Raw genomic sequence first — 14422 nt, 5'->3', positions numbered from 1 at the left:
GATGGATTTCTTCGAATACCAGGACAGGGCCAGGCGCAACTCCGGCTTGCTGGTCGCGCTCTTCGCGCTGGCGGTGGCGCTGCTGATCGGTATCACCACGCTGCTCGCCGCGGCCCTGGTGGCCTGGTCCCGCGGCCAGGGGTTTTCGCTCGCGGCGCTCTTCAACAATACCGGCGGTCAATTGCTGGGCTGGGACACTGTCGCCACAATCGCAATTTCCATCGCCGCGGTAATCGCGCTCGGCAGCCTGTACAAGCTGCGCCAGCTGGCCGCCGGCGGACGCGCGGTGGCCGAGTCCCTGGGCGGGCGCAAGATCAATATCGCCCCCCACGGCGACGCCGAGCGGCGCGCGCTCAATATCGTCGAGGAGATGGCCATCGCCTCGGGTACGCCGGTGCCGGATGTCTACCTGATCGAGGACGACGCCATCAACGCCTTCGCCGCCGGCTACAAGCCCACAGACGCGGTGATCGGCCTGACCCGCGGCTGTATCGAAAAACTCAACCGCGACGAGCTGCAGGGCGTGGTGGCACACGAATTCAGCCATATCTTCAACGGCGATATGCGGCTCAATATCCGCATCGTCGGCCTGCTGCACGGCATACTGATTATCGGCATGCTCGGCTACTGGCTGCTGCGCGGCTCGCACTTCGGCTCCGGCCGCGACAACCGCGGTCGCGTGGCCCTGTTCGGCATAGGCGCCGGACTGATGGTGGTCGGCTATACCGGGACCTTCTTCGGCAACCTGATCAAGTCCGCGGTCAGCCGCCAGCGGGAATTCCTCGCCGACGCCTCGGCGGTGCAGTTCACCCGCAACAACCGCGGCATTGCCGGCGCGCTGAAAAAGATCGGCGGCCACAGCGCCGGTTCACAACTGGCGTCGAGTAACGCGGCGGAATTCAGCCATATGTATTTCGCCAGCGGCCTGAAGAGATCCTTCGCCAACCTCTTTTCGACCCACCCGCCGCTGGCGGAGCGCATCTCGAGGCTGGATCCGCAGTGGAACGGCCACTATCCGCGGACCGAAGCCGAGCCGGAAGGCCTTTCCGTCACGCCACAACAGGATGCGCAGGTACTGGGTATCGCCGCGGCCGCGCCCCTCGACAGAGTGCTGGACGCGGTGGACAACAGCATCGGCAACCCGAGCGAACAACAGGTGCACTACGGCCGGCAGCTGCTGCTGTCGGTGCCGCCGGCACTGCAGCAGGCGGCACACGACCCCTTCGCCGCGCGCGCACTGGTTTACCAGCTGCTGATGCACGCAGACGAGGCGCAGCGTCAGCAGCAGCTCCAGCTGCTGCGGAAGATCGCCCACCCGGCGGTGATGCGGGAGCTGCACAGGCTGCAACCCCAACTGCAGGAGCTGCCCACCAGCGCGCGCCTGCCGCTGCTCGACCTGTGTGTGCCGGCGCTGAAGGCGCTGGTGCCGCAGCAGTACCAGGTGTTCAAGCGCAACCTGATCAAGCTGCTGCGCAGCGACGGGGTGGTGGAGCTGTGGGAGTGGGCCCTGTACCGGGTGCTGATGCACGCCCTCGAAGGCAGCCCGGACCGCCAGCGCCTGTCTCCGAAGAAAGGCGCAGAGCGGGACGCGGCGCGCTTTATCCTCGCCGCCGTGGCCCACGCCGGCCACGCCGATTACCTGCCGGCCAAGCGCGCCTACGAGAGTGGCCTGAACGCGATGCAGCTGGATATCACGCCGCTGCCCGCGGCGGCGGATATCACCCTGCCGCGGCTGGACAAGGCCGTCGCTATAGCCGCCACCATCCAGCCGCTGCGCAAACCGCTGCTGCTGAAGGCCATCGCGGCCACCATGGCCCACGACGGCGTGGTCGAGGCGGAGGAAATCGAACTGCTGCGCGCTGTCGCCGACAGCCTCGACTGCCCGATGCCGCCGATAGTGCCGGTTAGGGACTCAGCTGCACCGCGCAGGCAGAGCGCGGCCGAGACCGCCTGAGCCGCGGATAGCAAAAAGCCGGCCAAATGGCCGGCTTTTTTGTCTCCGCTACCGCAGATTCACTGCTGGTACACGGGCCCTATTCCCATACTCCACAGGATCACCGAGCCGATCATCGTTGTCACCATCATCACCAGCGCAACCGTGACCACCGCGCAGGCATAGAGGAAGGCGCGCTCCTTGTTCATACTCATCAGAATCGGAATGCCTTCAAACAACAGGTAGATCGAATAGATCCCCGCGAGGCCGACCACCGCGACCGCCAGCCACGGGTGCGGGTAGAGGAGAACGATACTGGCGAGGAAAACCGGCGTGGTCACGAATACCGCCAGCGCCGTGCCCTCATAGTGGCGCGTGGGCTCGTCCCCCTCGACCCCGTAGGACTTGGCCATCCAGTTGATGAACTCGCCCAGCAGATAGACCCCGAGCAGCATCGCAAAATACGTCACCAGCGCCAGCACCCCGGCGCTGGTGGGCGTCAGCTTCGTCAGGTGGCCGCCCAGTTCAAAGCCGACGCGGGTGACGCCGATATAACCCGCAATACACGGAATCAACGCCAGAAACGGCACATGGCTCAGGAATACCTGAACAAAGGAATGGCGGTCCGCGCGGATCGCTTTCCACTCTTTGTCCGGGTTGGTGAGAATACCGATGGTATGACTGAGAAGTCGCACGCTTGAGCTCCCTTCGCTGCTGTTGTTAGCAGTATTGGGGTCCCGCCTGCGATTAACCAATATCAATCAGGAATAAGGCGCCAATTTTAACGACAGTTGACCTGAGTCAAGTGTGCGCGCAGACGCGGTTGCGCCCGCCGCGCTTGGCGCGGTAGAGCGCGCGATCCGCCGCCTCCAGGACCTGACGGGGCGATTTCAACCCGCCGCCGCTGGTGGCTATGCCGACGCTGACGGTAACCTTGATCGCCCGGCCGCCGCCCCGCCCGCGCCGCCTGCGGGCGCGCGCGCTGTCGGCCGTATCGCGGGAGGCCGAGCGCAGGCGCAGCGGGTAGTCGGCGATCTTTTCGCGCATCCTTTCCAGCGACTGCCGGGCGCGCTCCCCGTCGCGGCCCCTGATCACCACCACGAACTCCTCGCCGCCGTAGCGAAAGGCGCGACCGCCGCCGAAGCGGGCGATTCTGCCGGCCACCATGCGCAGCGCCTGGTCGCCGACCTGGTGGCCGTGGCGGTCGTTGAGCTTCTTGAAGTGGTCGATATCGATGACGGCGATGCTGAAGTGGCGCCCCAGTGTCAGCAGGTAGCGGCTGTAGGCACGGCGCGACGGGATACCGGTCAGCTCGTCGCGAAATGCCAGCTCGTAGGCGCTGCGCAGCACCAGCAGGGTCAGCAGCAGGCCGACGGCCGCGGCGGCCAGTTGCAGCGCCTGCGGATCGGCGCCGCGGTCGTGCGCCAGATAGAGGGCCGGGATACAGGCCAGCAGGCCCACTGCGGTGATGTCCGGCCCGGTGCACAGACGCAGTGCGGACAGCAGCGCCGCGGCGGCAAACAGCGATTCCGCGACGCCGACAGATACAGCCGAGACGCGCGGCAGTTGCAGCCGCCAGATGTCCAGCTCCGCGCCGCAACAGCCGTGCAGCAGGTAAAGCCCGGCGCCCTGCCCCACAACAGCCAGTGCCAGCAGCAGGCCAAAAGTGCTGATCGGGCTCCGGTCGCGGATAAACGCGACCAGACCGATGTTGAGCCCCACCAGCCCCAGACACAGGGACAACATCTCGCCCCGGCGCAGCCAGGGCATTCCGTCGGCGGCGAAATAGAGAGCCAGTAGCAGCGCGGCGGAAAACGCCACGCGGCTGGACTTGAAAAAGGCGCCCAGCAGCAGGGACGCCCCCAGCAATAGCGGCGGCGTTTGCGGCGTCAGCAGCGGGGAAAAGTCGATCCAGGACAGATGCTGTGCAGCGAGGTAAAGCAGCGGGAAAAGCGCTAGCCAGCTGTAGCGCAGCCAGGACAGATAGTGCGGCATAGGATGGCGGAAGGTGAAATTTGCCGCCGATTATACGCGCTTGCAACAGGTGCCGGCGGGATTGGATCGCAGTTATTCACCCGGCGCTCGAGATCGCCGGGTGAACAGCGTCAGGGGCGAGCGGCCAATACGCCTTCAAGCGCCCGCTATTTGACCACGCGCAGCGCCGGCTTCCTGGCCGACTTGCGGCCCAGGCTGGTGGGCGGGGTGGGCTCCGGCGGCTCCGGCGTCTCCTCCGCTTCAAACACCATCCCCTGGCCGTTCTCCCGCGCGTAGATGCCGACGACGGCGCCCACCGGCACCTGGATATCGGTGGGCACACCGCCGAAACGCGCGTTGAAGCGGATGGCGTAATTGTCCATCGTCAGACCCGCGACCGCCGTCTCGGAGATATTCAGCACTATCTGGCCGTCGTCATTGACATGCTGCTGCGGCACCAAGACGCCGGGTAGATGGGTATCGACGAGGATATAGGGAGTGCACCGGTTATCGGTTATCCACTCGTAGAAGGCCCGCAGGATATACGGGCGATTGGACGTCATGGCCGGTTTACTCAAAGCACACTCCCCTCAAAGGCTGCCGCTCAAATGCGCCTCAACGCATTTCCCGTTCGTACTCGGTCAGGCTCGCCTGGAAGGCCTCGCGGGCGAACAGGCGGTCCATGTAGTCCAGCAGCGGCTTGGCCTGTTTGGTCTTGGGCAGGCTGATCTCGAACTGCTCCAGGCGCCACAGCAGCGGGGCCATGCAGCAGTCCACCAGAGAGAACTCCTCGTTGAAGAAGTACGGCAGGTCGGTGAACATCGGCGCTATACCCACCAGGCTGTCGCGCAGATCCTTGCGCGCCGCTGCCGCGTCTTTGCCGCCGGCGAGGATCTTGTCCACCAGCGGGCACCAGTCGCGCTCAATACGGTACATGATCTGGCGGCTCTGCGCGCGCGCCACCGGGTAGACCGGCAGCAGCGGCGGGTGCGGGAAGCGCTCGTCCAGGTACTCCATCATCACCTTGGTTTCGAACAGTACCAGCTCACGATCCACCAGCGTCGGCAGGGAGTTGTAGGGGTTGAGGTCAGCCAGCTCCGCGGGCTTATCGTCCGGATCCACATCGATAATATCGACTGAGACCCCTTTCTCCGCGAGCACGATGCGAACCCGGTGGCTGAAATGACTACGACCATCGGAAAAGAAGGTCATGGAGGAGCGCTTGTTGGTCGGCACACCCATGGTCTTACTACCTCAAACTAGCGGTCGGCACAGGCGCCGACCATCGATCCAAAAATATAAAAGGGTGGCGGAGCAGCTCCACCACCCGACAGGGGAAATTCAGTGGCGAGCTCAGTGCTGCACGTCTTTCCAGTATTCGCGGTTCAACAGCCAGGCAAAGACAAAGAATACCAGGATAAAGGCCAGCACATAGAAGCCTACGCGCTTGCGCTCTTCGGCCATCGGCTCGGCGATATATTCCATGAAATTGACCAGGTCGTACATGGCCTGGTCGTATTCCGCCTCGCTCATCGACCCCTTGATGTCACCCACCTTCAGGCTGCCGCAGTCGGCATCCATGATCGGGTTGCCCAGTTCATCGCGCACTATGCGGCCGTGCTCGCGCTTCGGACCAGGGGCGCACTCCGGCAGCCCCTGCAGCTCCATCAGCACATGGGGCATACCCACGTTCGGAAACACCTTGTTGTTCACGCCGGTCGGACGGCTGTCGTCCTTGTAGAAACTGCGCAGGTAAGTGTAGAGCCATTCCGGCGAGCGGGCGCGGGCAACCAGCGTCAGGTCCGGCGGCGCGGCGCCGAACCAGACTTTGGAATCCTCCGGGCGCATGGAGATCTGCATCAGGTCGCCGATCTTCGCGTCGCCCAGCACCAGGTTCTGCAACATCAGCTCATTGGGGATGCCCAGGTCGGTGGCGACCCGCTCCCAGCGGGAGAAGTTGGCGCTGTGGCAGCCCATGCAGTAGTTGACGAAATACTTGGCGCCGCGCTGCAGGGACGGCTTGTCCTGCAGGTCGATGGTGATAGGGTCCAGCTCGACCTCCACCTCGGCGCCAACCGCCTTGATCGGTAGCAAGGTCAGCAATCCGACCACGATCAGGCCGAAGAACAGGGCGCCGAAGGTCTTGCCGCCGGACGGGCTGGTAACCCGCTCGGGCTCCGGATGCACCTGGTCGCGGCTGGTCAGCCACGGCAGCGCGGCGAAGAATGCCGCCAGCAGCAGGGCCGCGACGCCGACGAACAGGCTGGCCTTGAAGTTGGCGACCGCCATCCACAGGAAGAGGACACCGAAGATGCCGCTCACTATCCAGGAGGCCAGCCCCTTGCGCGCCTTCGGGTTGCTCCAGATGGGCATGGTCACGAAGAAGGCGAAGTAGAACAGTGTACCCACCTGGGCCAGGAAGTTGCGTCCCGGTGTCGGCGACTTGACGCCCAGGTAGCCGAGGATGATGAATACCGCCGCGAACAGCAGCAGCAGCGCCTTCGGCAGCCAGCCCTTGTAACGGATGGAGCGCACCGGGCTCTTGTCGAGCCACGGCAGCACGAACAGTATCGCGATGGCCGCGCCCATGGCCACCAGGCCGAGGAACTTGGCGGTCAACGGACCTATATCGATGGTCACCGCGCGCAGGATCGCGTAGAAGGGTGTGAAGTACCAGACCGGCGCGATATGCGGCGGCGTCTTCAGCGGGTTGGCCTCCTCAAAGTTCGCATATTCGAGGAAGAAGCCGCCCATTTCCGGGAAGAAGAATACGACGGTACAGAAGATGAACAGGAATACCGCCACGCCCACCAGGTCGTGCACCGTGTAGTAGGGGTGGAAGGGCACGCCGTCTTTGGGGATGCCGTTCTCGTCCTTGTTCTTCTTGATCTCGATGCCGTCCGGGTTGTTGGAGCCGACTTCGTGCAGCGCCAGAATATGCAGCACCACCAGCAGCACCAGCACCAGCGGCAGCGCGATCACGTGCAGGGAGAAGAAGCGGGTCAGGGTGATACCGGAGATCAGGTAGTCACCGCGGATCCACTGCACCAGGTCCTCGCCGATACCGGGAATGGCGCCAAACAGGGATACGATCACCTGCGCGCCCCAGTAGGACATCTGTCCCCAGGGCAGTACATAGCCCATAAAGGCCTCGGCCATCAGCACCAGATAGATGCACATACCGAAGATCCACACCAGCTCCCGCGGCGGCTTGTAGGAGCCGTACATCAGGCCGCGGAACATGTGCAGGTAGACGACCACGAAGAAGGCCGAGGCACCGGTGGAGTGCAGATAGCGGATCAGCCAGCCCCATTCCACATCGCGCATGATGTATTCGACGGAGGCGAAGGCGCCTTCGGCGGACGGGTTGTAGCTCATCACCAGCCAGATACCGGTGAGCAGCTGGTTTACCAGCACCAGCAGCGACAGCACACCGAAGAAGTACCAGAGGTTGAAATTCTTGGGCGCGTAATACTTGCCCATGTGCTTGTCCCAGGCCTGATAGATCGGCAGACGCTGGTCTACCCAGTCACCCAGAGCGGTTAACCAGTTCATGCGCTGCCCTCCTGATCCACGCCGATTACGATTACGTCGTCGCCCTCATAGGAATAGGGCGGCACATCCAGGTTGGTCGGGGCGGGAACGCCCTTGTAGACACGGCCGGCCATGTCGTATTTGGAACCGTGGCAGGGACAGAAGAAGCCGCCCATCCACTCGTCGCCGCCGAGATCGGCGGCGCCCACTTCCGGGCGGTACATGGGCGCGCAGCCCAGGTGGGTGCAGAGGCCGACCAGTACCAGCATCTGCGGCTTGATCGCGCGATTTTCCGGATTCACGTAATCGGGCTGGATGGACTCCTCGGAATTGGGGTCGCGCAGCAGGGGCTCGACTTTCTCGAGGTTCTGCAGAGCCTCCTCGGTGCGGCGCACCACATAGACCGGCTTGCCGCGCCACTCTACGGTGACCATCTGGCCCGGCTCGAGCTTGCTGACATTGTATTTGACCGGCGCGCCGGCGGCCTTGGCCTTGGCACTCGGATTCCAGGATGCGACGAAGGGCACGGCAACTCCCACCGCACCCGCGCCACCGACAACCGAGGTAGCGGCGGTCAGGAAGCGACGCCGTCCTACGTTTACACCGTCATCACTCATGACGTATTTCTCCCATCACAGCGTCCCCGGCTCACCGGAGACTGGCTGGCCCAAACCCAAAAGAAATCTTGCAAGAAATCCGCCCGACGAGCTGTCCGTGCGAATAAACCCCATAAATCGAGCGGATACAAATTCGCGCAATGTTAAAGAAAATGCCAAGTTGATACAAGGCAATGACAGAGGGGAACGTCGGGAATCGCGTTGCGAACTGGCGAGAAATTGAGCAGAAATAACAAGAAGCGCTCGGTGCCCGCAGGACGCGAAAAACAAAAAAGCCCGGCAGTTGCCGGGCTTGAAAGAAAGCTTAACGCTTGGAGAATTGCGGCTTCTTGCGCGCCTTGCGCAGACCCACCTTCTTGCGCTCGACTGCGCGGGCGTCGCGGGTTACATAGCCCGCAGCGCGCAGCGGCTGGCGCAGCGCCTCGTCGTACTGCATCAGGGCGCGGGTCAGGCCGTGACGGATAGCGCCCGCCTGACCGAAGGAACCGCCGCCCTTCACTGTGACGTTGATATCAAACTTTTCCGCCATATCGACCACTTCCAGCGGCTGACGCACGATCATGCGCGCTACTTCGCGGCCGAAGTATTCGTCAATGGAACGGCCGTTGATGGTGATCTTACCCTCGCCCTGCACGAGAAATACGCGCGCGGTGGAGGTCTTGCGGCGGCCGGTACCGTAGTATTGAGTAGTTGCCATGAGAGTCTTCCCGTTTAGATCGCCAGTTCAATCGGCTGTTGCGCCGCGTGAGGATGTTCGCTGCCGCTGTACACTTTCAGCTTCTTGAACATGGCGCGACCCAACGGACCCTTCGGCAGCATGCCTTTTACGGCGCTTTGAATGGTGCGCTCGGGCGCTTTCTCGATCAGCTTCTCGAAGCTGATGGACTTGAGACCACCGGGGTAGCCGGAGTGGCTGTGGTAGATCTTGTCTTTGGCCTTATTGCCGGTCACGCGGACCTTCTCGGCGTTGATCACGATGATGTAATCGCCAGTGTCCACGTGGGGCGTGTATTCAGGCTTGTGCTTGCCGCGCAGGCGGTGGGCGATCTCGGCGGAAATACGGCCGAGAGTCTTGTCCGCAGCGTCAACAATGTACCAGTCGCGTTTTACCGCTTCCGGCTTGGCACTGTAAGTCTTCATGTTATAAACACCTGTAATAAGACCCCGAAATGGGGCCGTCCCACGAAAGAGCGCGGATAGTACATAAGGAGTGTATGCTTTTCAAGCGATTTTGGGCGACATCCCCCAGCGCCTTTGCGCCCTGTAAGCGGAGTTCCTGAGCAGCCCTGCAGCCGGTGGCCTTATGCGGGACACGCCGTAAATACATCCCTGCAGGCTTGGCGGCCGGATCCCTCCGGCCGACAGTCCCGCAAAGGGCCACTCTTCGCATTGAATCGCCGCGCTCTTCCGACCCTTACACAGCAGGCGATTAAAGCGCAAAGCCGCAACGTGAAGGCTCTGCTACCGGGATTCGCTTGCGGGACTGTCTGCGAGAGGGATCTCGCAGACAAGCCCCCACGGATGGGTCTACGGCGTGTCCCGCAAGCGAATCCCGGTAGCAGAGCCGCCCGGCAGCCCCTTGCGGAGCGCTGGCCAGAAGGCTCAAAGCACGTCACTCAGGCCGGTGCGGCCGCGCGAGATAGTCGTGGGTCTGCATCTCCAGCAGCCGACTGACCGTGCGCTCAAACTCGAACCTCAGGTGCTTGCCGCCGTAGAGCTGTTCCGCCGGCACCTCGGCGGAGATCACCAGCTTGACGCAGCGGTCGTAAAACTCGTCCACCAGGTTGATAAAGCGCCGCGCCTGGGCCTCCATGCGCTCGTCGAAGCGCGGCACCTCCGCCAGCAGCACCGTGTGGAACTCCCGCGCCAGCTCTATATAGTCGTTCTGCGAGCGGGGGCCGTCACAGAGATCGCTGAAATCGAACCAGGCCACGTCGTCTGCAACCCGCAGTGCGCGAATGCGGCGGCCCTCGATATCCAGATCCACCTTCTCCCGCACCTCGGAGCCCTCGACACTCAGGCTCGCGAAGCTGCGCGCAAGGCTGGCATCCGCCGCGGCGTCCAGCGGCGAGTGGTACAGTTCCGCCATCTCCAGCGCGCGCAGCCGGTAGTCGGTACCGCCGTCCACGTTCACCACCCTGGTGTGGCGCTCCAGCAGCGCGATGGCGGGCAGGAAGCGCGCCCGCTGCAAGCCATCCTTATATAGGCCTGCGGGCTCGATATTGGAGGTGGCCACCAGGGTCACACCGCGCTCGAACAGCGCCTCCAGCAGGCCGCCGAGGATCATCGCGTCGGTGATATCGGAGACGAAGAACTCGTCGAAACACAGCACCTTCGCCTTTTCGGCTATACGGTCCGCCACCTTCTGCAGCGGGTTCTTCTCCCCGGCCAGCGCCTTCAGCTCCCTGTGCACCTCGCGCATAAAGCGGTGGAAGTGGGTGCGCTGCTTCTGCGCAAACGGCAGTGATTCGTAGAAGGCGTCCATCAGATAGGTCTTGCCGCGCCCGACACCGCCCCAGAAGTAGAGACCCCGCTCCGGCGCCGACCGGTCCCGCCACAGATTGCGGAGGCGCCCGAAAAGCCCGCCGCGCCCCGAGCGGTCCAGCAGCCGCAAATACAGATCCTGTAACTCGTGCACCGCCGCCTGCTGGGCGGGATCCGCGACAAAATCCGGGCGCTGCAGGTCGCGCTGGTAGCGCTCTAGCGGTGAAAGCAACGGGCTGTTGACTGGGGACATGCTGAAAAAATAACCGACTGCCTGGTTGCGGGGGCGCCACTCTACCAAATTCCCCGCGCCCCCGCCTAGGATTCCGACGCCGCGGTCGGAATTGCGTATAATGGTGGCGACGTCATGGATGGCCAGTGCCACTTTTTAACTGCGGAGGAAGTATTCGTGCACTCTACATCGGTATTGATTCTGGTAGGTATCCTCGGACTAGCGCTGGGCGCCCTGCTGGCGTTTCTCGCCGTGCGCGGCCGCAACGGCGTCGATCGCACACAGGAGCTGGAGCTGCGCCTGCGCGAGGCCAACAGCAAGCTGGAGGACTTCCAGCTACAGGTCAACGAACACTTTGACCAGACTGCTCAACTGGTTCACAACCTGACCGAAAGCTACCGGGAAGTGCACGAATACCTGGCCAACAGCGCTCTGCGCCTGTCCAGCCAGGATATCGGCCGCCAGATGCTGGAAGCCGGCAGCGGCAAGCTGAGCGACAACGACGAAAACCTGCAGAGCGTCGCGCCGCCGCGGGACTGGGCGCCGAAGGAGCCCGGCGCCAAGGGCACACTGGCGGAGGATTTCGGCCTGGAGAAGGAGCCGCTGGCCGGCACCGAGAGCGCCACCACCCGCTGATTTTCGGCGGACACAAAAAAGGGCGGGATCAACCCGCCCTTTTTTGTTTACAGGCTCTGATAGTAGTCCATCAGAATCTGCGCCACTTCCGGCCGGGAGAATTCCGGCGGCGGTGCAATGCCGTCGCCCAGCATCTCGCGCACCTTGGTGCCGGACAGCAGGATAAAGTCCTCCTTGGTGTGATCCGGCACGTCGCGCATCATCACCACCTTATTCAACTTTTTTGAGTAGGCCGTGTGGTCGGCGCGGAAGATCTCTATCTCCAGGGCCCCCTCCGGTACTTTCTCATCGAAAATGGCCTGCGCGTCGAAGGCGCCGTAGTAGTCCCCCACCCCGGCGTGATCGCGGCCGACGATCAGGTGGCTGCAGCCGCAGTTCTGGCGGAAGACCGCGTGCAGCACCGCCTCGCGCGGGCCTGCGTAGAGCATATCGAAGCCATAACCTGTCACCATCACGGTGTTGGCCGGGAAATACAGCTCCACCATCTTGCGGATCGCAGCGTCGCGCACCGGCGCGGGGATATCGCCCGGCTTCAGCTTGCCCAGCAGCATATGGATCAGCACGCCATCGGCGTCCACGGCTTCCAGCGCCATCTTGCACAGCTCCTCGTGGGCGCGGTGCATCGGGTTGCGGGTCTGGAAGGCCACCACCTTGTTCCAGCCGCGCTCGATGAATTCGTTGCGGATTTCCACCGCGGTGCGGAAGGTGTCGGGGAAGTCGCTCTGGAAGTAGCTGAAATTCAGCACCTCGATCGGGCCGGAAATCAGTTTGCGACCGGCGGCCTTGAAGGTGGCCACACCCGGGTGCTTCTCATCCAGGGTGCCGAAAACCTGCTCGACCATGGTGTCCATCTGTTCGTCGGACACCGTCTCTATCGCCTCGACATCCATGATCGCCAGCACCGGGTTGCCCTCCACATTCGGGTCGCGCAGGGCGATGCGCGAGGCCCCCTCGATGGCGCTGGTATCCTTCACCATATTCAGGATGGGCACCGGCCAGAAGAGGCCGTCGACGGTGCGCAGCGTCTCCGCCACGCTCAGGGCGTCCGCCAGGTTCATATAGCCGTGCAGCGGGTTGAAGTAACCGGCCCCCAGCATTACGGCGTTGGCGGCTGCGGCGGAGCTGACCACGATCGACGGCAGGGACTCCGCCTCGTGCATCAGTTGGTGGTGCCTTTCGCTGTCGTAGACAAATCGGGGCTGCAGCTCGACGCTGCCGTGAGGGCGAACCAGGGACATTGTGGTCTCCAACTACAGGATTGCGGGTAATTCTTGGAATTTTGGAGCCGACATTATACGGATTGCGCCTGCGCACCCAAGGGGCTGGTTATAGCGGATGCTAAGGACACTAGAAGCGAAAGCCGTATAATGGCCGCAAATGAGGAGTCGAGAGTGTCCCTGAAACGTTTTCTGCAAGAGTGGGCCGCGCCCACCGGTATCGGCCTGGCGGTAGCGGCGCTGTTGCTGCTGCTGTTTCCGCAGCTGCGCAGCGGCGCGCCCGCCCCCACTGCGGACGAGTGGCAGGGACCGGTGTCCTACGCCCGCGCGGTGAGCCTAGCGGGGCCCGCGGTGGTCAATATCTACACCCGCAAGGCCATGCCGCAGCGGCAGCACCCGCTGTTCAACGATCCGCTGTTTCGCCGCCTGTTCGACAGCATGAACCTGCCGCAACGGGAGCGCATGCAGTCCAACCTCGGCTCCGGCGTTATCGTCAGCGACGACGGCTATATCCTGACCAACCACCATGTGGTCGATCAGGCGGATGCGATCGTCGTACTGCTGGCGGACGGTCGCGAGGCCCAGGCGCAGCTGGTCGGCTCGGATGCGGATTTCGATCTGGCGGTACTGAAAGTCGAACTGTCCAATCTGACCTCCATCGAAGTGGGCGAGCCGGAAAAGGCCCAGGTGGGCGACGTGGTACTGGCCATCGGCAACCCCTTCGGCGTCGGGCAGACGGTGACCCAGGGTATTATCAGCGCGACCGGCCGCTACCTGGAAAACAGCGGCACCGGCGGCTACCTGCAGAACTTCCTGCAGACGGATGCGGCGGTAAATCCCGGCAACTCCGGCGGCGCCCTGGTCGATGCGCGGGGCCGCCTGCTGGGCATCAACACCTCGATACTGAACCAGTCCGGCTACTCCGGCGGTATCAGCTTCGCGATACCCGCCAACATCGCCTTCAAGGTGATGCAGGACATCATCGAATACGGGCGCGTGGTCCCCGGCTGGCTCGGCATAGAGGCGCAGGCGATTACGCCGCAGGTGGCGCGCGCGTTCAAGTTGAGCTCCACCAGTGGCGTCATTATCACCGCCATCTACAACCAGGGCCCCGCGCACCAGGCGGGGCTCAAGCCCGGCGATGTGATCACGCATATCGACGGCCAGCCGATCAACGACGGCAAACGGGGCGTCGCCACCATGGCCACGCTGCGCCCGGGCGATACGGTTTCGATCACCTTTTTGCGCAACGGCGTGGCCAACACCGTCGAGGCCACAGTGTCGGAAAAACCCAAGACCCAGCGCCGCAGCTAATCGTTTCGATGCGCGGCGAACACTGACAACAAGGAAGATTTCTATGCGCACCCTGACCGCCGCCCTACTCTTCACACTGCTGGCCGCGCCCGCCAGCGCCGGCGACCGGGAGCAGCTGCGGCAGCTGCTGGACGGCTTCCTCGCCGGTGCCGCCGGCGATGCCGAAGTCCACCGCCGCTTCTGGGCCGAAGACCTGATCTACACCAGTTCCGCCGGCAAGCGCTTCGGCAAGGACGCGATCATGCAGGGCATGGCGCAGGCCAAGGGGCGGCCGGTTACCGCGAGCTACCGCGCCGAGGATGTGGATATCCGCCTGTTCGGCGATACCGCGGTGGTCGCGTTCCAGTTGATCGGCGAGGACGGGGCCGGCGGAAAAGCGGAGGTCAGCCGCTATCTCAACACCGGCACCTTCGTAAAGCGCAACGGCGAGTGGCGGGCAGTGGCCTGGCAGGCCACCAGGATACCCGCCAGCAAAGAGTAG

Annotated in this window: 14 protein-coding genes; 4 read left to right on the top strand and 10 right to left on the bottom strand. The window is 63.4% G+C overall.

Annotation, left to right across the window (positions count from 1 at the left end; genetic code table 11):
* The first annotated feature begins 1 nt into the window (after position 1).
* Positions 2–1954, top strand: a complete 1953-nt coding sequence (locus ACXAF3_RS14425; RefSeq protein ID WP_475113018.1) for a M48 family metallopeptidase — start codon at positions 2–4, stop codon at positions 1952–1954.
* Positions 1955–2013: 59 nt separating this feature from the next.
* Here the strand turns inward: ACXAF3_RS14425 and ACXAF3_RS14420 are convergent, their stop codons facing one another.
* From ACXAF3_RS14420 to zapE, 9 genes are all read right to left on the bottom strand, one after another.
* On the bottom strand, positions 2014–2628 hold the full coding sequence (locus tag ACXAF3_RS14420) for a Yip1 family protein (protein WP_475113017.1): 615 nt from the start codon (positions 2626–2628) through the stop codon (positions 2014–2016).
* A 106-nt stretch (positions 2629–2734) separates the two neighbouring features.
* Positions 2735–3928, bottom strand: coding sequence for a GGDEF domain-containing protein (locus ACXAF3_RS14415; protein ID WP_475113016.1), 1194 nt, complete (start codon positions 3926–3928; stop codon positions 2735–2737).
* 146 nt (positions 3929–4074) lie between these two features.
* Positions 4075–4470 carry a ClpXP protease specificity-enhancing factor gene (locus ACXAF3_RS14410; protein WP_475113056.1) on the bottom strand — a complete coding sequence of 132 codons (396 nt, stop codon included), beginning with the start codon at positions 4468–4470 and terminating at the stop codon, positions 4075–4077.
* A 52-nt stretch (positions 4471–4522) separates the two neighbouring features.
* A complete protein-coding gene (locus ACXAF3_RS14405) occupies positions 4523–5149 on the bottom strand; it encodes a glutathione S-transferase N-terminal domain-containing protein (protein WP_475113014.1) in 627 nt (208 codons plus the stop codon).
* Between the two features lie 111 nt (positions 5150–5260).
* Positions 5261–7462 carry a ubiquinol-cytochrome c reductase gene (locus ACXAF3_RS14400; RefSeq protein ID WP_475113013.1) on the bottom strand — a complete coding sequence of 734 codons (2202 nt, stop codon included), beginning with the start codon at positions 7460–7462 and terminating at the stop codon, positions 5261–5263.
* On the bottom strand, positions 7459–8058 hold the full coding sequence (gene petA, locus ACXAF3_RS14395; protein ID WP_475113012.1) for a ubiquinol-cytochrome c reductase iron-sulfur subunit: 600 nt from the start codon (positions 8056–8058) through the stop codon (positions 7459–7461). The genes ACXAF3_RS14400 and petA overlap by 4 nt, the downstream gene beginning before the upstream one ends.
* Positions 8059–8362: 304 nt before the next feature.
* On the bottom strand, positions 8363–8755 hold the full coding sequence (gene rpsI / locus ACXAF3_RS14390) for a 30S ribosomal protein S9 (RefSeq protein ID WP_475113011.1): 393 nt from the start codon (positions 8753–8755) through the stop codon (positions 8363–8365).
* Positions 8756–8769: 14 nt separating this feature from the next.
* Entirely contained in the window at positions 8770–9198 is a 429-nt protein-coding gene (gene rplM, locus ACXAF3_RS14385; RefSeq protein ID WP_073272498.1) for a 50S ribosomal protein L13, read from the bottom strand.
* Positions 9199–9670: 472 nt separating this feature from the next.
* The gene (zapE, locus tag ACXAF3_RS14380; protein ID WP_475113010.1) at positions 9671–10795 is read right to left on the bottom strand and encodes a cell division protein ZapE; all 1125 of its coding nucleotides are present in this window, start codon (positions 10793–10795) and stop codon (positions 9671–9673) included.
* Positions 10796–10951: 156 nt separating this feature from the next.
* Here zapE and ACXAF3_RS14375 point away from each other — a divergent pair, with 156 nt between their 5' ends.
* Complete coding sequence (locus ACXAF3_RS14375) at positions 10952–11410, top strand: Z-ring associated ZapG family protein (RefSeq protein ID WP_475113009.1); 459 nt, start codon at positions 10952–10954, stop codon at positions 11408–11410.
* Positions 11411–11457: 47 nt separating this feature from the next.
* Here the strand turns inward: ACXAF3_RS14375 and sat are convergent, their stop codons facing one another.
* Positions 11458–12648, bottom strand: a complete 1191-nt coding sequence (gene sat / locus ACXAF3_RS14370; RefSeq protein WP_475113008.1) for a sulfate adenylyltransferase — start codon at positions 12646–12648, stop codon at positions 11458–11460.
* A 153-nt stretch (positions 12649–12801) separates the two neighbouring features.
* On the opposite strand from sat, the gene ACXAF3_RS14365 reads away from it, so the two are divergent.
* Together ACXAF3_RS14365 and ACXAF3_RS14360 are read left to right on the top strand one after the other, a co-directional pair.
* Complete coding sequence (locus tag ACXAF3_RS14365) at positions 12802–13941, top strand: S1C family serine protease (protein ID WP_475113007.1); 1140 nt, start codon at positions 12802–12804, stop codon at positions 13939–13941.
* Positions 13942–13984: 43 nt separating this feature from the next.
* The gene (locus ACXAF3_RS14360; protein ID WP_475113006.1) at positions 13985–14422 is read left to right on the top strand and encodes a nuclear transport factor 2 family protein; all 438 of its coding nucleotides are present in this window, start codon (positions 13985–13987) and stop codon (positions 14420–14422) included.

It is taken from the genome of Microbulbifer sp. ABF4_143, assembly GCF_056160225.1.
This window is presented reverse-complemented; position numbering and strand designations above follow the sequence as displayed.

Coding starts and splice junctions, on each gene's coding strand:
- ACXAF3_RS14400 (WP_475113013.1), bottom strand. CDS start 7,462: ATGAACTGGTTAACCGCTCTGGGTGACTGGGTAGACCAGCGTCTGCCG.
- ACXAF3_RS14425 (WP_475113018.1), top strand. CDS start 2: ATGGATTTCTTCGAATACCAGGACAGGGCCAGGCGCAACTCCGGCTTG.
- zapE (WP_475113010.1), bottom strand. CDS start 10,795: ATGTCCCCAGTCAACAGCCCGTTGCTTTCACCGCTAGAGCGCTACCAG.
- rplM (WP_073272498.1), bottom strand. CDS start 9,198: ATGAAGACTTACAGTGCCAAGCCGGAAGCGGTAAAACGCGACTGGTAC.
- ACXAF3_RS14405 (WP_475113014.1), bottom strand. CDS start 5,149: ATGGGTGTGCCGACCAACAAGCGCTCCTCCATGACCTTCTTTTCCGAT.
- ACXAF3_RS14410 (WP_475113056.1), bottom strand. CDS start 4,470: ATGACGTCCAATCGCCCGTATATCCTGCGGGCCTTCTACGAGTGGATA.
- ACXAF3_RS14360 (WP_475113006.1), top strand. CDS start 13,985: ATGCGCACCCTGACCGCCGCCCTACTCTTCACACTGCTGGCCGCGCCC.
- sat (WP_475113008.1), bottom strand. CDS start 12,648: ATGTCCCTGGTTCGCCCTCACGGCAGCGTCGAGCTGCAGCCCCGATTT.
- petA (WP_475113012.1), bottom strand. CDS start 8,058: ATGAGTGATGACGGTGTAAACGTAGGACGGCGTCGCTTCCTGACCGCC.
- ACXAF3_RS14415 (WP_475113016.1), bottom strand. CDS start 3,928: ATGCCGCACTATCTGTCCTGGCTGCGCTACAGCTGGCTAGCGCTTTTC.
- rpsI (WP_475113011.1), bottom strand. CDS start 8,755: ATGGCAACTACTCAATACTACGGTACCGGCCGCCGCAAGACCTCCACC.